This is a genomic window from Streptomyces scopuliridis (genome assembly GCF_042790125.1).
GTDB classification, from domain to species: domain Bacteria; phylum Actinomycetota; class Actinomycetes; order Streptomycetales; family Streptomycetaceae; genus Streptomyces; species Streptomyces scopuliridis_A.
Genome location: NZ_JBHTZS010000028.1, coordinates 40862 through 63387 on the forward strand (window position 1 = coordinate 40862; position 22526 = coordinate 63387).

Genomic DNA, 22526 nt, shown 5'->3' on the forward strand with positions numbered 1-22526 from the left:
TTGGCTGGTCGGTACGCGCCGCCGGACCGGCCGGCGGCGCGTCACTGCTGTCTCAGCTGCCTTCGGTGATCTTCGGGGCAGGCTCGTTCTTGTAGTTGGCCGGACCGAAGTTGGCCTGCACGGCCTTCTCCCAGGAGCCGTCCGACTCCATCTTGGTCAGCGCGGCGTTGATCTTCTTCTGAAGGTCGGCGTCGCCCTTCTTGAGGCCGATGCCGTAGGGCTCGTCGCTGAGCTTGAGGCCCGCCAGCTTGAACTTGCCCTGGTGCTCCTGCTGCGAGGCGTAACCCGCGAGGATGGAGTCGTCCGTGGTCAGGGCGTCGACAGCCTTGTTCTCCAGGCCGGTCAGGCACTCGGAGTAGCCGCCGACGTTCTGGAGGTCGGCCTTCGGCGCGAAGTCGTTCTTGACGTTCTGCGCCGAGGTGGAGCCGGTCACCGAACAGAGCTTCTTGGAGTTCAGGTCGGCGGCCTTGGTGATGGAGCTGTCGTCCGAGCGGACCAGCAGGTCCTGGTGGGCGAGGAAGTACGGGCCGGCGAAGTCGACCTTCTTCTTGCGCTCGTCGTTGATCGTGTAGCTGGCGGCGACGAACTTCACGTCTCCGTTGGAGATCAGGTTCTCGCGCTCGGCGCTGGGCGCCTCTTTCCAGATGATGTTCTTGGCGTCGTAGCCCAGTTCCTTGGCGACGTAGGTCGCGACATCGACGTCGAAGCCCGCGAACGTACCGTCCGGCTTCTTCAGGCCGAGGCCCGGCTGGTCGAACTTGATACCGATGGTGATCTTGTCGCCGCCACCGTTGCCGCTGTCAGCGCTGTCGCCGCCGCAGGCGGTGGCGGTCAGGGAGAGGACGACAACGGCGGCTGCCGCCGCGCTTGCCTTGCGAAGCTTCATGCGTGAACTTCCCTCGGGTGAGACGTGAACGAACCGGATCCGCCGCACTCGGCGGAGCCGTAAAGAAGAGCCGTGATGAGCCGTGTGATCGATCCGGACGAAAGGTCCCGGGCGAAAGAACCCGGTGAGAGATCCGTGTCCAGAGTGGTGATCAGTGATGCAGGATCTTCGACAGGAAGTCCTTGGCGCGGTCGCTGCGCGGGTTGCTGAAGAACTCGTCGGGCGTGGCCTGCTCGACGATCCGGCCGTCCGCCATGAAGACGACCCGGTTCGCCGCGGAGCGCGCGAAACCCATCTCATGGGTGACGACGACCATCGTCATTCCGTCGCGCGCCAACTGCTGCATGACCTCAAGTACTTCATTGATCATCTCGGGGTCCAGCGCGGAGGTCGGCTCGTCGAAGAGCATGACCTTCGGGCCCATCGCCAGCGCCCGTGCGATGGCGACACGCTGCTGCTGGCCGCCCGAGAGCTGGGCCGGGTACTTGTCGGCCTGCGAGCCGACGCCGACACGGTCCAGCAGCGCGCGCGCCTTCTCCTCGGCCGCCGCCTTGTCCGTCTTGCGGACCTTGATCTGGCCCAGCGTGACGTTCTCCAGCACCGTCTTGTGTGCGAAGAGGTTGAACGACTGGAAGACCATGCCGACATCGGCGCGCAGCCGGGCGAGCTCCCTGCCCTCCTCCGGCAGCGGCTTGCCGTCGATCGTGATCGCGCCCGAATCGATCGACTCCAGGCGGTTGATGGTGCGGCACAGTGTGGACTTGCCGGACCCGGAGGGCCCGATGACGACCACGACCTCGCCACGGGCGATGGTCAGGTCGATGTCCTGGAGCACATGCAGCGCGCCGAAGTGCTTGTTCACGTTGCTCAGTACGACCAGGTCGCCCGTCGCAGGCACGGCGTCCTCGGCGCCCTTGGTCACTGACACTCCGCTCATCGGCTTTTTGCTCCGTCCTCCTCGGTTGGGAGGACCTTAGTCACGCACTGCGATCAGCGTCATTACATCTGAGCGGAAATTGAGCATAACGATCCGGCCGCAACCGGACACTCCGCGTGAAGAGGGCGGTGGGGGGAGTACCGGGTGGGTAACGGAAACCTTGGCGTAACGGGAAGACCCTTGACTGAACCGTGCGCAATCGGCGTGGATGCCTGGTACGTACTAACAGCGCATGAACATGAAACGGCGCGACGTGTCAGCTCGACCGACGTCGCGATCCGAACCACGACCGTGAAGGGGGCCCGTGAGACTGCTGCTCGTGGAGGACGACGACCATGTGGCCGCCGCCCTGTCGGCCGTGCTCGCCAAGCACGGATTCCAGGTCGTACACGCCCGCAGCGGTGAGGAGGCGCTCCAGGCGGTGCTGCCCGCGGCCAACGTGGGCAAGGTGCCGTTCTCGGTCGTCCTGCTCGACCTCGGACTGCCCGACCAGGACGGCTACCAGGTCTGCGGCAAGATCCGGCGGATCACCTCGACGCCGGTGATCATGGTGACCGCGCGGGCCGATGTCCGCTCCCGGATCCATGGCCTCAACCTCGGCGCCGACGACTATGTGGTCAAGCCGTACGACACCGGTGAACTGCTCGCCCGTATCCATGCCGTCAGCCGGCGCACCGCGAGCGGGGACGATTCGGCCCCTGCCTCCGAGGGCGTCCAGCGGCTCGGGTGCCTCAGCCTCGAACTGCCCACCCGCCGGGTGAGCGTGGACGGTACGGCCGTCCAGCTGACCCGCAAGGAGTTCGATCTGCTGGCCCTGCTCGCCCAGCGCCCCGGCGTGGTGTTCGGCCGCGAACAGATCATCAGCGAGGTCTGGCGCACCAGTTGGGAAGGCACGGGCCGCACGCTGGAGGTCCATGTGGCCTCCCTGCGCGGCAAGCTCGGCATGCCGGCGCTGATCGAGACCGTACGGGGTGTCGGCTACCGCCTGGTCGTCCCCGGCGCACACCAGGGGCCGTAACGCCCCGTGCGCACCCGACTACTGCCGCTGCTCATCATCCTCATGGCGGGCGTACTCCTCGCCCTGGGCTTCCCGCTGGCCGTGAGTCTCGCCGCCGCCGAGCAGCAGCGCGTCGTCGTCGACCGGATCGACGACACCGCGCGGGTCGCAGCCCTCGCCCAGTTCGTCTCCGAGAGCCGCTCGGGCGTCCAGGAACGGCGCGCGATGCTGGAGGCCGAACTGACCAGGTACTACGAGGTGTACGGGGTCAGGGCCGGCGTCTTCTACCGGGACAACGGCGTCATGGCCCGCGCCCCGGAGGGCTGGAGCGTCCCCGCCGAAGGCCCGGCCCGGCAGTCCTTCGAGGAGGCCCTGCTCGGCCGGCGCAGCGGCGACCCCGAGCAGGTCTGGCCCTGGCAGAACGGCCGGCTGATCGTCGACTCGCCCGTCGTACGGGACGGGGACGTCGTCGCCGTGGTGGTGACCGACTCACCGACCGGCCAGATGCGTTCGCGCATCCTCCACGGCTGGCTGATCATCGCGGCGGGCGAGGTGGCGGCCATGCTGCTCGCCGTCGGGGCCGCGATCCGGCTGACCGGCTGGGTGCTCCGTCCGGTACGGGTACTGGACGCGGCCACCCACGACATCGCCACCGGCCGGATGAACTCCCGGGTCGCGGCGGCCGGCGGACCACCCGAGCTGCGCCGGCTGGCCAGTTCCTTCAACGAGATGGCCGACAACGTCGAGGACGTGCTGGAACAGCAGCGCGCCTTCGTCGCGGACGCCTCGCACCAGCTGCGCAATCCGCTCGCCGCCCTGCTGCTCCGTATCGAACTGCTCGGTCTCGAACTGCCCGAGGGGAACGAGGAGATCGCCTCCGTACGGACGGAGGGCAAGCGCCTCGCACAGGTCCTCGACGATCTGCTGGACCTGGCGCTGGCCGAGCACGCCGCCGCCGATCTGCGGCTCACCGACATAGGTGAGGTGGCGGCCGAGCGGGTCGCCGCCTGGCGGGCCCTCGCCGAGGAGAAGGGCGTCAGGCTCACCGAGCACCGCGCCGCGGTGACCGCCTGGGCCGACCCCATCGCGCTCTCCAGCGCCCTGGACGCGGTGATCGACAACGCCCTCAAGTTCACTCCGGCCGGCGAAGTGGTCACGGTCACGGTGGCCCGCAACGGCACGACCTCGAAGATCGTCATCAACGACGGCGGTCCCGGTCTCACGGATGACGAACTCGCCAGGATCGGGGACCGCTTCTGGCGCAGCAACCGCCACCAGAACATCAAGGGATCGGGTCTCGGCCTGTCGATCACCCGGGCCCTGCTCGCGGCCGGTGGCGGTTCTATCGCCTACGCACACGGCGAACCGCACGGACTCCGGGTGACCCTCAGCGTCCCGAGATCATCCCCGACGGCCTGAGCGGACGGCCTGAGCGGACGGGCCGGCACCGGGTGAGCTGAGCAACCCGGGCAGGACCTACGGCTTCTCCGACTGGTAGTACCGCTTGGCGCCCTCGTGCAGCGGCAGCGGGTCCGTATAGATCGCGGTCCGCAGATCCACCAGCTGCGCGGGATGCACCTCGTCGCCTATCCGGTCCCGGCTGTTGATCACCGTACGGGTGAAGCCCTCCGTCAGCCCGGCGCTCATCCGGTCCGTGGTCACCAGCAAATTCGCCACCGCGACCGTCGGTACGGCCGTGCCGCTCTGCGCCGTTCCGTAGGCGTCGGCGGGTATCACCGCGGAGCGGTAGTAGCGGGACGCTGCCTCGCCCGAGGAGTGCAGCCGGTCGACCAGCGTGGACTCCAGCGGCACCAGCCGTATGTCGAAGCGCTCCGACAGGTCCTGCACCGCGCCGGTGGGCAGCCCGCCCGACCAGAAGAAGGCGTCCAGCTCACGCCGTTCGAGCAGGCCCGGCATCGTGTCGATCCCGACTGAGAACGGGACGACGTCCTTCCGCGGGTCGAGATCCGCGGCGGCCAGCAGCCGGTCGGCCAGCAGCCGGACCCCCGAACCCTCCTGCCCCACCCCCACCTTCTTGCCGCGCAGATCAGCGGTGGAGCGGATGTCCGAGTCCTTCGCGACGACCAGCTGCACATAGTCGTCGTACAGCCGCGCGCAGCCGCGCAGCCGGTCCGCGCCCGGCTTGCCGTCCTTCTGGTACTTGGCGACGGCGTCGGCCGTGGCGATGGTGAAATCCGCCTCGCCCGTCGCCACCCGCGCGATGTTCTGCTGCGAGCCCTCGCTCGTCCTGAGCTGTATCGACACATCCGGCAGATCGCGGGCGAGATCCTGCTTCAGGAGCGTTCCGTACCGCTGGTAGACCCCGCTCGTCACGCCCGTGCTGAACGTGACCGAGCCGCTCGGCGAGGACGTCCCGATCGGGAGCAGCCACCACAGCAGCAGCCCGAGCAGCACCAGCACCGCGGCGGCGCCCTGGAAGGCGCGGCCGCGGCTGATACGGGACGTCAGGCCGAACATGTCACCGATCCTGTCAGGTCACTCCCCGTAATGGCCAGGCCTTGTCTTCTGCTCGCCACGGGCCTCGCCGGGGAATCCCCGGGCAGCCGTCCCGGGTGACCCCTTACCCTGGTGGGCGAGATGAGCGCGAAGACTTACGAGGTACGCACCTACGGGTGCCAGATGAATGTCCACGACTCCGAGCGGCTGTCGGGCCTGCTGGAGGGAGCCGGATACGTCCGCGCGCCCGAAGGGTCCGACGGGGACGCGGACGTCGTCGTCTTCAACACCTGCGCGGTGCGGGAGAACGCCGACAACAAGCTGTACGGCAACCTCGGCCGGCTCGCGCCGATGAAGACCAAGCGGCCGGGCATGCAGATCGCCGTCGGCGGCTGTCTGGCGCAGAAGGACCGCGACACCATCGTCACGCGCGCCCCCTGGGTCGACGTCGTGTTCGGCACGCACAACATCGGCAAGCTGCCGGTGCTCCTGGAGCGCGCGCGGGTCCAGGAAGAGGCCCAGGTCGAGATCGCCGAGTCGCTGGAGGCCTTCCCCTCCACGCTGCCGACCCGCCGCGAGTCCGCCTATGCCGCGTGGGTCTCCATCTCCGTCGGCTGCAACAACACCTGCACCTTCTGCATCGTCCCCGCGCTGCGCGGCAAGGAGAAGGACCGCCGTCCCGGCGACATCCTGGCCGAGATCGAGGCACTGGTCGCCGAGGGCGTCTCCGAGATCACGCTGCTGGGCCAGAACGTCAACGCGTACGGATCCGACATCGGCGACCGCGAGGCGTTCTCCAAGCTGCTGCGGGCCTGTGGCGCGATCGAGGGCCTGGAACGGGTCCGCTTCACCTCACCGCACCCACGCGACTTCACGGACGATGTGATCGCGGCGATGGCCGAGACGCCGAACGTGATGCCGCAGCTCCATATGCCGCTCCAGTCCGGCTCGGACACGATCCTCAAGGCGATGCGCCGCTCGTACCGGCAGGATCGGTATCTCGGCATCATCGACAAGGTGCGCGCCGCCATCCCGCACGCCGCCATCTCCACCGACATCATCGTGGGCTTCCCCGGCGAGACCGAGGAGGACTTCGAGCAGACCATGCGGGTCGTGCGCGAGGCGCGCTTCGCGCAGGCGTTCACCTTCCAGTACTCCAAGCGCCCCGGGACCCCGGCCGCCGAGATGGACGGCCAGATCCCCAAGGCCGTCGTCCAGGAGCGCTACATGCGGCTGTCCGCCCTCCAGGAGGAGATCTCCTGGGAGGAGAACAAGACGCAGGTCGGCAGGACGCTGGAGGTCATGGTCGCCGAGGGCGAGGGGCGCAAGGACGGCGCCACCCACCGGCTCTCCGGACGCGCCCCCGACAACCGCCTCGTCCACTTCACCAAGCCGGACGAGGAAGTGCGCCCCGGCGATGTGGTCACCGTCGAGATCACCTACGCCGCGCCGCACCATCTGCTCGCCGAGGGACCGACGCGGACGGTACGCCGTACCCGCGCCGGAGACGCCTGGGACCGCCGGAACGCGACCGAGGCGGCGAAGCCCGCGGGCGTGCTGCTGGGGCTGCCCACGGTCGGGGTGCCGGCCCCGCTGCCGGCGGTGACGGGCGGCTGCTCCGTCGAGTGACGGAGCATCACCCCGCGGGCGAACGGGACTTCGGACCCACTCGTCTAGGCTGCGGATCATGCTCGTAGCCGCCGCCGTGTGTCCCAGTCCGCCCCTGCTCGTACCCGCCGTGGCCGCCGGAGCCGCTCCGGAGCTCGATGCCGTACGCGCCGCGTGTGCCGATGCCCTCGGGGTGCTGGCCGCCGCCAGGCCGGAGCGGCTGATCGTCGTCGGACCGGCCGGGCGGGACCGCCGGGGGGAGTACCCCTCGGGGACCGCCGGGTCCTTCCGCGGCTTCGGCGTGGACCTCGATGTCGTCCTGGGCGAGAGCCCGGCCGCGGCGCGGGCCGGGGCCGGTGAAAGCCCGGAGCGGGAGCTCCCGGCGTCCCTGGCGGTCGCCGCCTGGCTCCTCGGACATGCCCACTGGGCCGCCACCCCCGTCAGCGGGGTGGGCGTGGGGGAACCTCTCGACACCGAGCGGTGCCTGCGGACGGGCCAGGAGATCGCGGCGCGGGCCGGCCGGGTGGCGCTCCTGGTGATGGGCGACGCCAGCGCCTGCCGCTCCCTGAAGGCGCCGGGATATCTGGACGAACGGGCGGCCGGGTTCGACGAGGCAGCGGCCCGAGCCCTCGGCACGGCGGACGTGGCGGCGCTGAAAGCGCTGGACGCGGAGCTGGCTCACGAACTCAAGGCGGCGGGCCGGGCGCCCTGGCAGGTGCTCGCGGGCGCCGCGGAGGGGGCCGGCCTGGCCGGCGAGCTGCTGTACGAGGGCGCGCCCTACGGCGTGGGGTATCTCGTCGCGGCCTGGTCCTGACACCGCCTCGTGGCCCGGCAGCGGCCTGTCAGGGCACACAGAGCGACGGCCGTGAAGCGCTGCGAAGCGCCCCACGGCCGTTCAGGCCGGTGTGTCCGGCCACTCTGTGCCGAGGATCAGGACAGAACAGCGGTGATCAGGAAGCGGCCGGTGGCGGCGGGGTAGTGCCGTCATCCTTGTGAGCGAGCTTGCCCAGGGCGTCCTTGGCTTTGCCCGTCCCGCTGTCGATCTTGTCGCTGTACTTGCCCTTGGTCTTCTGATCGACCGTGCGAGCGGCCTTCTCCAGCCCGTGCTCGATCTTGTCCCCGTGCTGCTGCGCGAGGTCAGCGACCTTGTTCTTGGCCGGACCGATCTTGGCCTTCAATGAATCCAGGAAGCTCATGGGCCACCTTCCCTCGGAGAGACAACAGCCTACTTGCAGCCTACTTGCGGGTGCTCTTCCCGGCCTCATTGTCCGCCGCGGCCTCCGCCGACTGCTGCTTCGGGATCTCCACGCCCTCGGCCGCCGCCGTCTCGGACCCGGCGCTCTCGGCAGGCTCGGCCGTCGCCGTTCCGGTCTCACCGGATCCGGCCTCCGCCGCCACGTCAGTGCTGTCCGCGGCGGGATCGGCCGTCGGAGTGGTGGCCGGTGCCTCGGCGGTTGACGCCTCGGACGCGGCTACCGACTTCCGGCGAAACCGTGAAAAAACACCCATAACTTCTCCATACATTACTCGTGGGGGCGAAATTCCGCGCCGCCCGGAGCGTCCCATTGCGCCGCCCAGGGCCACCGGCCTGAAAACCGGCGGCCGGAACCTCGCAACAGGAAACGAAGCCGACCGTGTGCCGTCACGTAACTCATTCGGGTAGCGGCCTGTGTGTTTGCGAGACTGGGGCAGTGAGAAGCGCAGCTACCGCACCGCGGGTCATCGCCGTCGTCGGTCCCACCGCGGCCGGCAAGTCCGATCTGGGCGTCCATCTCGCCCGGCAACTCGACGGTGAGGTCGTCAATGCCGACTCCATGCAGCTCTACCGGGGGATGGATATCGGGACCGCCAAGCTGACGACCGAGGAACGCGCCGGCGTCCCGCATCACCTCCTGGACATCTGGGACGTCACCGAGGCCGCCAGCGTCGCCGAGTACCAGCGGCTCGCCAGGGCGGAGATCGACCGGCTGCTCGCCGCGGGCCGTACCCCCGTCCTCGTCGGCGGCTCCGGACTGTACGTACGCGGCGCCATCGACGCCCTCGAATTCCCCGGCACCGACCCCGAGGTGCGCTCCCGGCTGGAGGGCGAGCTCACCCTGCGCGGGTCCGGGGCCCTGCACGCCCGGCTGTCCGCCGCCGACCCCCGGGCCGGCCGCGCGATCCTGCCCAGCAACGGCCGCCGGATCGTCCGGGCGCTGGAAGTGATCGAGATCACCGGCAAGCCCTTCACCGCCAATCTGCCGGGTCACGACTCGGTCTACGACACCGTGCAGATCGGCGTCGATGTCGCACGCCCCGAGCTGGACGAGCGGATCGCCCGGCGCGTGGACCGCATGTGGGACGCCGGGCTGGTGGACGAGGTGCGGGGCCTGGAGGCCCGGGGCCTGCGCGAGGGACGTACCGCCTCGCGCGCGCTCGGCTACCAGCAGGTGCTCGCGGCGCTCGCGGGGGAGTGCACGGACGACGAGGCGCGCGCCGAGACCGTACGCGCCACCAAACGCTTCGCGCGCCGGCAGGACTCCTGGTTCCGCCGCGACGCGCGGGTCCACTGGCTGAGCGGCGGTTCGGAGCACCGGGAGGAACTGCCGCACCGGGCGCTGGCGTTGGTCGAACGAGCGGTCACAGCCTGATCACGTGATGGCATCGGGACGCTCCGTGCGCCCTTGCGGTCCCTCCGGGCGTGCCATCATCGAGCATCGATCGACCATCGGGCATCGATCGACCAGTGAAGTCCGATTGGGGAGGGCGCGTGGCGATGGAGGCCGGCCCTCGCGACAGAGAACCCACGGCACCGGACATCCCGGACGCCTCCCCGGGGCTGAGCCCCGACGGGCCGGAGGACGAGACCACGACCCCCGAGGTCGAGGTCGAGCTGCGTCCCCAGCGCCGGATGCGGATCTGGCAGCTGGCCCCGATCGTGGGGCTCGCCGCGATCGGCTCGCTGATGTTCGCCTTCCCCCTCGCCTTCGGTACCGGGGACGGCGGCGCGGTCGTCGCCATGCTGGGGCTGCTGATCAGCTGCTGCGCCGCGGGCTGGGGCATGATGGCCGCCCGCCGGGTCGGCCACACCTGGCCGGGGCTGCCGACCCGCACCTCCGGCGAGCGCCCCGACTGGCGGGTCATCGCCCTGTACGTCTCCGTGGCCGCGGCCCTGGTCGCCCTCGCCGTCTGGCGGGTCGCCCGGCTGCGCTGACCGCGCGCTGGTGTTGTCGGACCCTGCTCGTACGATGGATGCCGTGAGCACCTCCCCGACCGCGCCGGTCGCCTTCCTCAAGGGACACGGGACCGAGAACGACTTCGTGATCGTCCCCGACCCGGACAACGCCATCGACCTGCCCGCCCGCGCCGTCGCCGCCCTGTGCGACCGCAGGGCCGGTATCGGCGGCGACGGGCTGCTGCATGTCGTACGGTCGGCCGCGCACCCCGAGGCGCGCGCCATGGCCGGCGAGGCGGAGTGGTTCATGGACTACCGCAACGCCGACGGATCCATCGCCGAGATGTGCGGCAACGGCGTGCGGGTCTTCGCCCGCTATCTCCAGCGTGCCGGCCATGTGACGGCGGGCGATCTGGTGGTGGCCACGCGCGGCGGGGTGAAGCGGGTGCACCTCGCCAAGAGCGCGGACCACGCGCCGACCGGCGCCGAGGACGGCGACATCACGGTCCGTATGGGGCGGGCCGTGCTCCCCGGCGACGGGGCGACCGTGGCCGTCGGCGGCCGGGAGTGGCCCGCACGGAACGTCAACATGGGCAATCCGCACGCGGTCGCGTTCGTGGACGATCTGGCGCACGCCGGGAATCTGTTCTCCGAGCCGCCGGTCAGCCCCGCGTCCGTCTACCCGGACGGAGTGAACGTCGAATTCGTCGTCGACCGCGGCCCTCGCCATGTCGCCATGCGCGTCCATGAGCGCGGCTCCGGCGAGACCCGCTCGTGCGGTACGGGCGCCTGCGCCGTGGCCGTCGCCACGGCCCGCAGGGACGGCACCGACCCCGCCGTGACCGGAGTCCCCGTCACCTACACCGTGGATCTGCCGGGCGGACGGCTCGTCATCACGGAGCACCCGGACGGCGAGATCGACATGACCGGACCCGCCGTCATCGTCGCGGAGGGGTACCTCGATCCGGCCTGGTTCGAAACGGCCTCCTCAACACGCCCTGAAGCTCGCTCGAATGGGTGATCCGTTTCACGCCGGGCGAGAGCGGGACTGCTCCACGTGGTGGGCTCGGTAGCATCAAGCACCGGCCCGGAGGGCGCCCTTGCTCTTCACCGCCGGTCGAAGCTGCCGGAGGTGCCCATGAGTGCAGAGGCCACCAACCCTGGTGCCCAGATCAGTCGCAGACGCGGCCTTCCCCGGATCGACCTCCGCAGAATCGGCCGGGCCGCGTTACTCGGTCCCACGTCCAGGGGCAGGCTGCCCGACGCCATGGGCCATGTCGCGGACGCCCACCGCGCGCACCATCCGGACGCGGACCTCGGCGTGCTGCACAAGGCGTATGTGCTCGCCGAGGCCTCGCACCGCGGGCAGTTCCGCAAGAGCGGCGAGCCGTACATCACCCATCCGCTGGCCGTGACCCTGATCCTTGCCGAACTGGGCGCCGAGACCACGACCTTGACGGCCTCTCTCCTCCACGACACCGTGGAGGACACCGAAGTGACCCTCGATCAGGTACGCGCGGAGTTCGGTGACGAGGTCTGCTATCTGGTCGACGGGGTCACCAAACTGGAGAAGGTCGACTACGGCGCCGCCGCCGAGCCCGAGACCTTCCGCAAGATGCTCGTCGCCACTGGCAACGATGTCCGGGTGATGTCGATCAAGCTCGCGGACCGGCTGCACAACATGCGGACCCTCGGTGTGATGCGCCCCGAGAAGCAGGCCCGTATCGCCAAAGTCACCCGGGACGTGCTCATCCCGCTCGCCGAACGCCTCGGTGTGCAGGCGCTCAAGACCGAGCTGGAGGACCTGGTCTTCGCGATCCTCCACCCCGAGGAGTACGCGCACACCCGCGCCCTGATCGCCGACAACGCCACCGCGGGGGACGCCCTCGCGGCGATCTCCGAGGACGTCAGGAGGGTGCTGCGCGAGGCGGGCATCGCCGCCGAAGTCCTCGTACGGCCGCGGCACTTCGTCTCCGTGCACCGGTCCGGGCTGAAACGCGGCGAACTGCGCGGCACGGACTTCGGCCGGCTGCTGGTGCTCGTCGGTGAGGACGCCGACTGTTACGCGGTCCTGGGCGAGCTGCACACCTGTTTCACCCCGGTCGTCTCCGAGTTCAAGGACTTCATCGCCGCGCCCAAGTTCAACCTGTACCAGTCGCTGCACACCGCGGTCGCAGGTCCCGACGGGGCGGTCGCCGAAGTACTCATCCGTACGCACCAGATGCACAAGGTCGCCGAGGCCGGGGTCGTCGCCCTCGGCAATCCGTACGCGTCCGTCGAGAACGCGGGTGCGCAGGACGGTACGGCGCAGGAGACCGCCGGGGAGCCGCAGGACGGTGAGCGCGCCGACCCGACCAGACCCGGCTGGCTCTCCCGGCTCCTGGAGTGGCAGCAGGCGGCGCCCGACCCGGACACCTTCTGGACGACGCTCCGCGCGGACCTCGCGCAGGACCGGGAGATCACCGTCTTCGGCGCCGAGGGCGGCATGCTCGGACTGCCGGCCGGGGCGACCTGCGTGGACGCCGCGTACGCGCAGTACGGCGAGGCCGCGCACGGCTGCCTCGGGGCGCGCGTCAACGGCCGGCTGGCGACGCTCAGCACGGTCCTGAGCGACGGCGACACGGTCCAGTTGCTGCTGGACGGCGACGCGGTCTCGGGACCCTCTCCGGAGTGGCTGAGCCACGCCCGTACGGCCGCCGCCAGGATCGCGATCACGGGGTGGCTCACGGCGCACCCGGAAACGGTCGGACTCCCCGCCGCCGCCCCCCGCGCGGCCGTCGCCGTCAGCGCGGGCCGGCGGGAGGCCGCCAACGCCGTGGTGGATCTGCCGGGCGCGACGGTCCGGCTGGCGGGCTGCTGTACGCCCGTACCGCCGGACGAGGTCACCGGCTTCGCGGTCCGCGGCGGCGTGGTCACCGTCCACCGGCAGGAGTGCCGGGCGGTGGAACGGATGCGGGCCCTCGACCGCGCCCCCGTCGCGGTGAGCTGGGGAGACGCCCCGGAGTGCCGGGTCACGCTGTACGCCGAGTCCTTCGGGCGTCCGCGGCTGCTCGCCGATCTCACGGAAGCGATCGCCACGGCGGGCGCCGCGATCGTCGCGGCCACCGTGGAGCCGCCCAGCGAGCAGCGCGTACGGCACACGTACACGCTGGAGCTGCCGGACGCGGCGGGCCTGCCCGCTCTGATGCGGGCGATGCGCGACGTACCGGGGGTGTACGACGTCAGCCGCGCCCAGCATCGGGCGGACCGCCTGACCGCTCCGCAGGGAGGCCGCCTGGGCGCTGTCTGACGTCCTCGTCAACCGCGTGCCGCCCGGCATCCGGCCCGTGTCCGCGCTCTGACCTGCCCCTTTCGGGTGGGTGCGGAGCGCGCCGTCGCGGTGCGCCGGGGAGCCGCTGGTAGCCGTGGATCATGCTCCTCACCAACCGCCGACTGCGCGCCGCCCTGCTGGCCGCCGCCTCGGTCACTCTCGTCGCCGCGACCCTGCCCGCCCCCGAGCCGCTCGGCATCGGCGATCCGCTCTTCCCGCAGCTCGGCAACCCCGGCTACGACGTGCTCACCTATGACCTCGACTTCACCTACGGCGGCGACAACCGCAAGCCGCTGGACGCCGTCACCAAGATCGACGCACAGGCGACCCAGCGGCTGCAACGGATCAACCTCGACTTCACCCACGGAAAGGTCCGCTCGGTCGAGGTGAACGGCGCCGCGGCACGCTTCGCGACCGCCGGCGAGGATCTGGTGATCACACCGGCCGCGGCGGTCGGGGACGGCTCGCGGATGCGGATCACCGTCAATCACACCAGCGACCCGACGGGCGACCGCGGCGGCTGGGTACGGACCACCGACGGACTGGCGATGACCAACCAGGCCGACGCCGCGCACCGTGTCTTCCCCAGCAACGACCACCCCGCCGACAAGGCCTACTTCACCATCCGGATCACCGCGCCGAAGCGGCTGACGGCCGTGGCCAACGGCGTACAGGAAGGCAAGGTACTCCGGGGCGCGACCACCACCTGGACCTACCGCACCCATCACCCCATGGCCACCGAACTCGCCCAGGTCTCCATCGGCGACTCGGCCGTGGTGCGCCGAAAGGGGCCCGGCGGGCTGCCCCTGCGGGACGTCGTGCCGGCCGCGGACCGGCAGAAGCTGGAGCCCTGGCTCAGGAAGACACCGGACCAGATCGGCTGGATGGAGCGGCAGGTCGGCCCGTACCCCTTCGAGACCTACGGTGTGCTGATCGCGGACGCCAGCACCGGCTTCGAACTGGAGACACAGACCCTCTCGCTCTTCGAGCGGGCCCTGTTCACCGGGTCCGGATACCCGGAGTGGTACGTCGACTCGGTCATGGTCCATGAGCTGGCACACCAGTGGTTCGGCGACAGCGTCTCCCCCCGCAGGTGGGCCGACCTCTGGCTGAACGAGGGGCACGCCACCTGGTACGAGATGCGCTACGCGCGGGAGCACGCCGGCAAGTCGATGGAGACCCGGATGCGGGAGGCGTACCGGCAGTCCGACGGCTGGCGGGCGGTGGGCGGCCCCCCGGCGAAGCCGAAGCCGCCGGTCGAGGGGCAGCCGATCAGCCTGTTCAGGCCGGTGGTGTACGACGGCAGCGCGCTGGTGCTCTACGCGCTGCGGCACGAGATCGGCGAGACGGCGTTCGCGCGCCTGGAGCGGGACTGGGTACGGATCCACCGGGACGGGACGGCGACCACGACGGACTTCATCGAGCTGGCGTCGTCCGTCGCGGGGCGTGACCTCTCCGCCTTCTTCACGGCGTGGCTGTACCGGCAGAAGACCCCGCCGATGCCCGGCCACCCCGACTGGCGCTCCGAAACACCGGCCGGCAACCAGAACGCCCCGCGGAACCGGTACGCCGCACCGCACCGGATGCCCCACGGCACCGGGCACACCGCCCCGGAACAGAGCGTGAAACCCGAGTGACGGCCGGACCGAACCGTGCCACCATCGACGTGTCGGCAACGTGGCCGGGAATCATTTCCCGTCGTCACACGTTGTGACTGAGGTAACGGACATCTCTTCGACGTAAGGATCCAATGACCTCCTCTTCCTCCCCTTCCCAGGACGCGCAGCGCTTCGCGGACCCCCGCACGGAAAGCCTTCGGGCCGATGCCCTGATGGAAGAGGACGTCGCCTGGAGCCTGGAGATCGACGGAGAGCGGGACGGCGATCAGTTCGACCGCTCCGAGCGCGCCGCGCTGCGGCGTGTGGTGGGTCTCTCCACCGAGCTGGAAGACGTCACCGAGGTCGAGTACCGGCAGCTGCGTCTGGAGCGCGTGGTGCTGGTCGGCGTATGGACCTCGGGCACCGTGCAGGACGCCGAGAACTCGCTCGCGGAGCTGGCGGCGCTCGCCGAGACGGCGGGCGCGCTGGTGCTCGACGGTGTGATCCAGCGCCGTGACAAGCCCGATCCGGCCACGTACATCGGCTCCGGCAAGGCCCAGGAGCTGCGGGACATCGTGCTGGAGAGCGGCGCCGACACCGTCGTCTGCGACGGTGAGCTGAGCCCCGGCCAGCTGATCCATCTCGAAGATGTCGTCAAGGTCAAGGTCGTCGACCGTACGGCCCTGATCCTGGACATCTTCGCCCAGCACGCCAAGTCCCGTGAGGGCAAGGCGCAGGTCGCGCTGGCGCAGATGCAGTACATGCTGCCGCGGCTGCGTGGCTGGGGTCAGTCGCTGTCCCGTCAGATGGGTGGCGGCGGCGGTGGCGGCATGGCCACCCGCGGTCCCGGTGAGACCAAGATCGAGACGGACCGGCGGCGTATCCGCGAGAAGATGGCGAAGATGCGCCGGGAGATCGCGGACATGAAGACCGGCCGCGAGATCAAGCGGCAGGAGCGGCGGCGCAACAAGGTGCCGTCGGTCGCGATCGCCGGATACACCAACGCGGGCAAGTCCTCGCTGCTCAACCGGCTCACCGGCGCGGGCGTGCTGGTGGAGAACGCGCTGTTCGCCACCCTCGACCCGACCGTGCGCCGGGCCGAGACCCCGAGCGGCCGGATCTACACCCTGGCCGACACGGTCGGGTTCGTCCGGCATCTGCCGCATCATCTCGTCGAGGCGTTCCGCTCCACGATGGAAGAGGTCGGTGACTCCGATCTGATCGTGCATGTGGTGGACGGTTCGCATCCCGCGCCGGAGGAGCAGCTGGCCGCCGTGCGCGAGGTGATCCGCGATGTGGGCGCGGTGGACGTGCGCGAGATCGTGGTGATCAACAAGTCCGACGCGGCCGATCCGCTGGTGCTCCAGCGGCTGCTGCGCGCGGAGCGGTACGCGATCGCCGTCTCGGCACGCACCGGCCAGGGGATCGGCGAGCTGCTCGCGCTCATCGACGAGGAGCTGCCCCGGCCCGAGGTCGAGGTCGAGGTGCTGCTGCCGTACACCGCGGGCGCGCTGGTCTCCCGGGTCCATGCCGAGGGCGAGGTGCTCTCCGAGGAACACACCCCGGAGGGCACGGTGCTCAAGGCGCGTGTCCACGAGGAGCTGGCCGCCGCGCTCGCTCCGTATGTGCCGGTGGGCCGCTGACCGTAGGACCTCCGGAGTCCGCACAGGACGAAGACCCCACAGGACGAAGAGCCCACAGGACGAAGACCGCACGACGAAGGCCCGCCCCTCCGTGAGGAGGAGGCGGGCCTTCATGCGCCACCCACGCCGTCCGCCGCTACTGACCTGCGAACGGGTCGCTCATGGCGGTGGAGATCTTCTCGTCACCGCCGGCCCCATGACGGGCCGGCGCGTCACTGACCGGCGAACTTCTTGCTGACCCCGTCATAGACACCCTTGGCGACCTCACCGAGACGCGGCCCGGCGAGCCAGCCGGCCGTGACCGGGCCGATGGAGGTGTTGGACACCAGGGCGGGCTTGCCGTCCGCGCCGTTCGCGACCCAGCCGCCCCCGGACGAACCACCGGTCATGGTGCAGCCGATCCGGTACATCGTCGGGTCGTCGGCCGTCAGCGACAGCCGGCCCGGCTTGTCCTCGCACTGGAAGAGCTTCTGGCCGTCGAACGGCGGCGCCGCCGGGTAGCCGGTCGCCGTCATGGCGTCGATCTGCGGGGTGGCCGGAGCGTTGAACTCCACGGGCAGCGCGGAACCGACCGTCTCCTCCAGGGACTTGCCGGTGCCGCCCTTCTCCGGGGTGACATGGATGACCGCGAAGTCGTACGGGGCGCCCTGGCCGCCGGTCGAGGCGCCCTGCGAGATCCACTGCTCGGAGGTCTGCGCCCAGTCGGCCCACCACACGCCCTCCGGAGCGATCTGCTCCTTGGGAGCCGTCTCCAGATCGGCCATCGACAGACCGCTGTTGTTGTACGACGGGACGAAGGCGAGGTTGCGGTACCAGCCGCCGGTCTTGCCCGCGTGCACGCAGTGGCCCGCGGTCCACACCATGTTGGACTTGCCGGGGTGGGCCGGGTCCCTGATCACGGTCGCGGAGCAGACCATCGAGCCCTCGGGGCCGTCGAAGAACAACTTGCCGGCCTCCGCCGCGTTCTCGCGGTACGGCGCGTTCACCGCGCGCGCGGTCACCGGCTCCGGAGTCGGGTCGGTCACGCCCTCGTCGCCGGAGATGTCCTGGTCGTCGACCGGCGCCTCCGGGGGCTTCTCCGCGTCCCGCATCCGGTCCGGGTCCCAGAGGTCCTCGATGATCGGGTTGATGTAGTCCTTGGCCTCACGCAGCCAGGTGTCCTTGTCCCAGTTCTTCCACTCGCCGTTCTTCCACTTGTCCAGATCGAACCCGCGCTCCTTGAGCCGGTCCTTGAGCTCGTCGGGTATCTGGATCTTGCCGTCGGGCGAGGCGGTGGCGGCGTCGCTCGCCTGGCCGGTGGCGCTGTCCTCCTCCGGCCCGCAGGCCGTGGCCGTCAGCGCGAGCGCCGTGGCCATCGCGGCCGCGGCGAGGACGGGGGAGGTTCTGCGCCGTGCGCTCCTTCCACGGCGTGCGGCGAGTGTGGAGCGAATGAGTCGCATGGCGTGTATCCCCCTGGGACTTCGGACAACTCGGAACAGTGAAACGGATGGTGCGCGCCCCGGCCGCGGTGCCGGAGCCGGGACACGGCCCCCCACTATGCCGGTGCCGATGGGGACGGTGTGCGGCAGGGCCGCGGTTCCGTGTCCCAAGGATCTTTCGACTGCCCGTGATCCCGGGCACTTTCCGTCGTTTGTACGTACGGGACGGGCGTCCCGTCCCAAGTCGGCGTCCACTGTCGAACATTCGGCGAGTGAGCGCCGTACTGACAGACGACCGACTGTGACATGACGTGTGACAACGGGAGGACCGACAGCCGTGGCCGTGACCGAACCCCCTCCAGCGGCACCGACCGTCGCCCATGAGGGCATTCTCCGGCGGCAGTCCTTACGGGAGTCGGCGGCCCGCACATATGCGAGGTCCCTCCCGATCGTGCCCGTGCGCGCACGGGGGCTGACCATCGAAGGCGCCGACGGGCGGCGGTACTTGGACTGCCTGTCCGGCGCGGGCACGCTCGCCTTGGGACACAACCATCCGGTCGTCCTCGACGCGATCAGGAAGGTCCTCGACTCGGGGGCCCCGCTCCATGTCCTCGACCTCGCCACCCCCGTCAAGGACGCCTTCACCACCGAGCTGTTCGCCACGCTGCCGCCGCGGTTCGCCGAGAACGCCCGGGTGCAGTTCTGCGGCCCGGCGGGCACCGACGCCGTCGAGGCCGCGCTCAAGCTCGTCCGTACCGCCACCGGCCGCGGCGGGCTCCTCGCCTTCACCGGCGCGTATCACGGGATGACGGCCGGCGCCCTCGCCGCCTCCGGGGGAGCCGAGGACGTACGGGTGACCCGGCTGCCCTATCCGTACGAGTACCGCTGCCCGTTCGGCATCGGCGGGGAGCGCGGGGCCGAACTCGCCGCCCGCTGGGCCGAGAACCTCCTCGACGACCCCAAAGGGGGGCTGGCCGCCCCCGCCGGAATGATCCTCGAACCGGTGCAGGGCGAGGGCGGGGTGATCCCCGCCCCCGACAGCTGGCTGCGCAGGATGCGTGAGATCACCGCCGACCGTTCCATCCCGCTCATCGCCGACGAGGTGCAGACCGGGGTCGGCAGGACCGGCACCTTCTGGGCCGTGGAGCACAGCGGGATCACCCCCGATGTGATGGTGATGTCCAAGGCCATCGGCGGCTCCCTTCCCCTGGCCGTGATCGTCTACCACTCGGATCTCGACTGCTGGCCGCCCGGCGCCCACGCGGGCACCTTCCGCGGCAATCAGCTCGCGATGGCGGCGGGCGCGGCCACCCTCGCCTACGTACGGGAGAACCACCTCGCCGACCGCGCCGCGATCCTCGGCGCGCGCATGCTGGGGCAGCTCCAGGGGCTGGCCGCCAACCATCCCTGTATCGGAGACGTACGGGGCCGTGGTCTCATGATCGGTGTGGAACTCGTCGCCCCGGAAGCCGGCGACCCGGCCCCGCCGGATCCGGCGCTCGCCACGGCCGTCCAACGGGAGTGTCTGAGCCGCGGTCTCATCGTGGAACTGGGCGGACGCCGGGCCGCTGTCGTACGGCTGCTCCCGCCGCTCACACTCACCGACGAGCAGGCCGTCGCGGTCCTCGACCGTTTCGCCGACGCCCTGGCCGCCGCCGAGCGCGCCGCACTCCGCCGGAACGAAACCGGCCCCTAGACCTGCCCCGGACACCCTCACAAGGAAGCCCTTCCGTGAACTCCACCCCCACACCTGACGCCCCCGAGGCCGCCGGCCGCCCCACCGCCCACCCCGGAGGACCTGACCGGGTGCAGGACGCGTCCCATGCCGCGGGCGCCGTCGAGCCGACGACGGTGCCACGGCAGCCGACGGGCGGCTTCGACGGTCAACTCGCCCCCGGTGATGACACGTTCACGGGTGTACCGGTGGCCGACCAGCTCGATCATCCCGACCCGCTGAAGGCGGCCGACGCGGCGGCCGTCGAGAATCTGCTGCGCTGCTGGGTCAGGGAGAACGCTCTGCCCCGCCCCGAGGGCCAGGTCCTCCGGATCCCGCTCCACGCCAGTGGCACCGCGCTCCTCGTCCCCGTCCGGTACTGGTCGGAGACGGGCTGGCACCGCTTCGGGATGCCGTTCCTGGAGAGCGCCCCACGCGACGCTCCCGCAGCCGAGGCCGTCACCGTGGCCGCTCTCCTCGGCCGTGAGTCGGGCCGCTATCAGGGTGGGGAGCTGGTCGGCAGGGTCGCCAACTCCCTTCTGCACACGGCCGACTTCCTCGCCGACCGGCGACGCGCGCCCGAAGCCGCGGCCGGCGCCGATCTGTTCCTCACCGCCGAGCAGTCGCTACTCCTCGGCCATCCGCTGCATCCCACGCCCAAGAGCCGGGAAGGGCTCTCCGAGGCCGAAGCCCGGCGCTACTCACCGGAGTCGCGCGGCTCCTTCCCGCTGCACTGGATGGCCGTCGACCGGTCGGTACTCGCCACCGACTCCGCCTGGACCGAGCAGGGCCGTGTCCTGCCCGCCGACAAGCTCACGGCGCGCCTTCTCGGTGACGTCCCCCTTCCGGAGCACACCGTCGCCCTGCCTCTCCACCCCTGGCAGGCACGTGAGGTGAGGCACCGGCCCGCCGTGGCCCGCCTTCTCGACGCCGGGCTCCTCCACGATCTGGGCCCGCACGGCGCCCCCTGGCACCCCACCTCCTCGATCCGTACCGTCTACCGCCCCGGCGCCCCCGCCATGCTCAAGCTCTCCCTCGGGGTACGCATCACCAACTCCCGCCGCGAGAACCTCCGCAAGGAACTGCACCGCGGAGTCGAGGTCCAGCGGCTGCTGCGCAGCGGACTCGCCAAGGAGTGGGGGGCCGCCCACCCCGGCTTCGACATCGTCCGCGACCCCGCCTGGCTGGCCGTCGACACCGAGGACGGCGAAGCCGTGACCGGACTCGATGTCATGCTGCGCCACAACCCGTTCGCCGCCGGGGACGACGCCGTCTGCATCGCCGGACTCACCGCCGCGCGCCCCTCTCCCGGCCGTACCGGCATGCGGTCGCGGCTGGCCGAAGTCGTCTCCACGCTCGCCGCCCGCACCGGCCGCCCCGACGGGGCCGTGGCCACCGAGTGGTTCCTGCGCTATCTGGACCAGGTCGTACGGCCGGTGCTCTGGCTGGACGGTACGGCGGGCATCGCCCTGGAGGCTCACCAGCAGAACACGCTGGTACTGCTCGACACCGAGGGCTGGCCCGTCGGCGGGCGCTACCGCGACAACCAGGGCTACTACTTCCGCGAATCCCGCCGCGCCTCGCTGGAACGCCGGCTGCCCGGCATCGGCGCCGTCAGCGACACCTTCGTCTCCGACGACGTCACCGACGAGCGCTTCGCCTACTACCTCGGCATCAACAACGTCCTCGGCCTGATCGGGGCGTTCGGTGCCCAGGGCCTCGCCGACGAACGCGTTCTGATCGCCGCGTTCCGCCAGTTCCTCACCGGGGCCGTGCGGCTCGGGTCGCCGCTGCCCGAGCGGCTGCTGGCGGCCCCCACCCTCCGCTGCAAGGCCAACCTGCTCACCCGGCTGCACGGCCTCGACGAACTCGTCGGCCCCGTCGACACCCAGTCCGTCTACGTCACCATCGCCAATCCCCTTCGCCGTTGAAGGGCACGAACCGTCCGCACTGCCGAGAGGAGAGCGCCACTGTGCCTCCCACCGATGCCGGCACCGACACCGGAGCCGGCCCCACCCCGCGTACCGGCGGGGGCGCCGATGACACCCTCGATATGCGGTTCTCCGACGAGCTCGTCGCACTGTTCGGGGAGGGCGGTCCGATGGCATTGCCCCCCTCGTACGACGACCCCCCGGGCGGCGACCTGCTCGACGCCCCCGCCGGCTGGGGACCCGCCGCCACTTCCGCGGGTGTCTTCCAGCTCGTGCCGGTACGGGTCACCCGCGATCTCGCGCTGATCAGCCGCTGGATGAACGATCCCGCCGTCGCCGCCTTCTGGGAACTGTCGGGGCCGGACGAGGTCACCGCGGGCCATCTGCGCCCACAGCTCGAAGGCGACGGCCGCAGCGTGCCCTGTCTCGGCGTGCTCGACGGAGTCCCGATGAGCTACTGGGAGATCTACCGCGCGGACCTCGACCCGCTCGCGCGGCACTACCCCGCACGCCCGCACGACACCGGGATCCATCTCCTGGTGGGAGGCGTCGCCAACCGTGGCCGCGGAGTCGGCACCACCCTCCTGAGAGCCGTCTCCGATCTCGTCCTCGACCACCGTCCCCGCTGCGGGCGCGTCATCGCCGAGCCCGACCTCCGTAACACGCCCTCGGTCGCCGCTTTCCTGAGCGCCGGCTTCCGGTTCTCCGCGGAAGTCGACCTGCCCGGCAAACGAGCCGCGCTCATGATCCGCGAACGCGCCCTGCGCGACCGGCTGTGAACGATCGGCTCCGCCGGCCGCCCGCTCGATACCCGCCTCGCTCGACGCCCGTTCACCTCGCGCGACGCCCGTCCCGCTCGACGCCCATCCGCTC

Annotated in this window: 19 protein-coding genes; 13 read left to right on the forward strand and 6 right to left on the reverse strand. The window is 70.7% G+C overall.

Translation table 11 applies throughout. The annotated features are described in order from the left end of the window. Positions 1 to 52 precede the first annotated feature (52 nt). Both ACFRKB_RS30935 and ACFRKB_RS30940 read right to left on the reverse strand, forming a co-directional pair. Positions 53 to 886, reverse strand: a complete 834-nt coding sequence (locus tag ACFRKB_RS30935; RefSeq protein ID WP_383109912.1) for a glutamate ABC transporter substrate-binding protein — start codon at positions 884 to 886, stop codon at positions 53 to 55. A gap of 151 nt (positions 887 to 1037) precedes the next feature. Further along, a complete protein-coding gene (locus tag ACFRKB_RS30940) occupies positions 1038 to 1823 on the reverse strand; it encodes an amino acid ABC transporter ATP-binding protein (RefSeq protein WP_383109913.1) in 786 nt (261 codons plus the stop codon). A 304-nt stretch (positions 1824 to 2127) separates the two neighbouring features. On the opposite strand from ACFRKB_RS30940, the gene ACFRKB_RS30945 reads away from it, so the two are divergent. Beyond that, positions 2128 to 2841, forward strand: coding sequence for a response regulator transcription factor (locus tag ACFRKB_RS30945; protein ID WP_383109914.1), 714 nt, complete (start codon positions 2128 to 2130; stop codon positions 2839 to 2841). Between the two features lie 6 nt (positions 2842 to 2847). Then, entirely contained in the window at positions 2848 to 4239 is a 1392-nt protein-coding gene (locus ACFRKB_RS30950) for a sensor histidine kinase (protein WP_383109915.1), read from the forward strand. Positions 4240 to 4296: 57 nt separating this feature from the next. On the opposite strand, the gene ACFRKB_RS30955 is transcribed toward ACFRKB_RS30950, so the two are convergent. Then, complete coding sequence (locus ACFRKB_RS30955) at positions 4297 to 5298, reverse strand: TAXI family TRAP transporter solute-binding subunit (protein ID WP_383109916.1); 1002 nt, start codon at positions 5296 to 5298, stop codon at positions 4297 to 4299. Positions 5299 to 5418: 120 nt separating this feature from the next. Between ACFRKB_RS30955 and miaB the strand changes: the two genes are divergently transcribed. Both miaB and ACFRKB_RS30965 read left to right on the forward strand, forming a co-directional pair. Further along, positions 5419 to 6906 carry a tRNA (N6-isopentenyl adenosine(37)-C2)-methylthiotransferase MiaB gene (miaB, locus tag ACFRKB_RS30960; RefSeq protein ID WP_383109917.1) on the forward strand — a complete coding sequence of 496 codons (1488 nt, stop codon included), beginning with the start codon at positions 5419 to 5421 and terminating at the stop codon, positions 6904 to 6906. Between the two features lie 58 nt (positions 6907 to 6964). Next, positions 6965 to 7699: a class III extradiol dioxygenase subunit B-like domain-containing protein gene (locus ACFRKB_RS30965; protein WP_383109918.1), complete on the forward strand. Its 735-nt coding sequence runs from the start codon at positions 6965 to 6967 to the stop codon at positions 7697 to 7699. 136 nt (positions 7700 to 7835) lie between these two features. Here ACFRKB_RS30965 and ACFRKB_RS30970 read toward each other — a convergent pair whose 3' ends face one another. Together ACFRKB_RS30970 and ACFRKB_RS30975 are read right to left on the reverse strand one after the other, a co-directional pair. Next, a complete protein-coding gene (locus tag ACFRKB_RS30970) occupies positions 7836 to 8081 on the reverse strand; it encodes an antitoxin (protein WP_365974169.1) in 246 nt (81 codons plus the stop codon). A gap of 40 nt (positions 8082 to 8121) precedes the next feature. Further along, on the reverse strand, positions 8122 to 8394 hold the full coding sequence (locus ACFRKB_RS30975; protein WP_383109919.1) for a hypothetical protein: 273 nt from the start codon (positions 8392 to 8394) through the stop codon (positions 8122 to 8124). 182 nt (positions 8395 to 8576) lie between these two features. Here ACFRKB_RS30975 and miaA point away from each other — a divergent pair, with 182 nt between their 5' ends. The 6 genes from miaA (at position 8577) to hflX (ending at position 16590) form a co-directional block, all read left to right on the forward strand. Then, complete coding sequence (miaA, locus tag ACFRKB_RS30980; protein ID WP_383109920.1) at positions 8577 to 9515, forward strand: tRNA (adenosine(37)-N6)-dimethylallyltransferase MiaA; 939 nt, start codon at positions 8577 to 8579, stop codon at positions 9513 to 9515. 125 nt (positions 9516 to 9640) lie between these two features. Next, entirely contained in the window at positions 9641 to 10078 is a 438-nt protein-coding gene (locus tag ACFRKB_RS30985) for a hypothetical protein (RefSeq protein WP_383109949.1), read from the forward strand. A 34-nt stretch (positions 10079 to 10112) separates the two neighbouring features. Continuing rightward, the gene (gene dapF / locus ACFRKB_RS30990; protein ID WP_383109921.1) at positions 10113 to 11060 is read left to right on the forward strand and encodes a diaminopimelate epimerase; all 948 of its coding nucleotides are present in this window, start codon (positions 10113 to 10115) and stop codon (positions 11058 to 11060) included. 117 nt (positions 11061 to 11177) lie between these two features. Then, entirely contained in the window at positions 11178 to 13328 is a 2151-nt protein-coding gene (locus ACFRKB_RS30995) for a RelA/SpoT family protein (protein ID WP_383109922.1), read from the forward strand. Between the two features lie 122 nt (positions 13329 to 13450). After that, positions 13451 to 14986: a M1 family metallopeptidase gene (locus ACFRKB_RS31000; RefSeq protein ID WP_383109923.1), complete on the forward strand. Its 1536-nt coding sequence runs from the start codon at positions 13451 to 13453 to the stop codon at positions 14984 to 14986. A gap of 113 nt (positions 14987 to 15099) precedes the next feature. Beyond that, positions 15100 to 16590: a GTPase HflX gene (hflX, locus tag ACFRKB_RS31005; protein ID WP_383109924.1), complete on the forward strand. Its 1491-nt coding sequence runs from the start codon at positions 15100 to 15102 to the stop codon at positions 16588 to 16590. 212 nt (positions 16591 to 16802) lie between these two features. Here hflX and ACFRKB_RS31010 read toward each other — a convergent pair whose 3' ends face one another. After that, a complete protein-coding gene (locus ACFRKB_RS31010; RefSeq protein WP_383109925.1) occupies positions 16803 to 18029 on the reverse strand; it encodes a trypsin-like serine peptidase in 1227 nt (408 codons plus the stop codon). A 316-nt stretch (positions 18030 to 18345) separates the two neighbouring features. On the opposite strand from ACFRKB_RS31010, the gene ACFRKB_RS31015 reads away from it, so the two are divergent. The 3 genes from ACFRKB_RS31015 to ACFRKB_RS31025 are packed head-to-tail and all read left to right on the forward strand — an operon-like array spanning position 18346 to position 22432. After that, complete coding sequence (locus tag ACFRKB_RS31015; RefSeq protein WP_383109926.1) at positions 18346 to 19704, forward strand: diaminobutyrate--2-oxoglutarate transaminase family protein; 1359 nt, start codon at positions 18346 to 18348, stop codon at positions 19702 to 19704. A gap of 35 nt (positions 19705 to 19739) precedes the next feature. Then, positions 19740 to 21653 carry an IucA/IucC family protein gene (locus tag ACFRKB_RS31020; RefSeq protein WP_383109927.1) on the forward strand — a complete coding sequence of 638 codons (1914 nt, stop codon included), beginning with the start codon at positions 19740 to 19742 and terminating at the stop codon, positions 21651 to 21653. 41 nt (positions 21654 to 21694) lie between these two features. Beyond that, complete coding sequence (locus ACFRKB_RS31025) at positions 21695 to 22432, forward strand: GNAT family N-acetyltransferase (protein WP_383109928.1); 738 nt, start codon at positions 21695 to 21697, stop codon at positions 22430 to 22432. Positions 22433 to 22526: the final 94 nt, after the last annotated feature.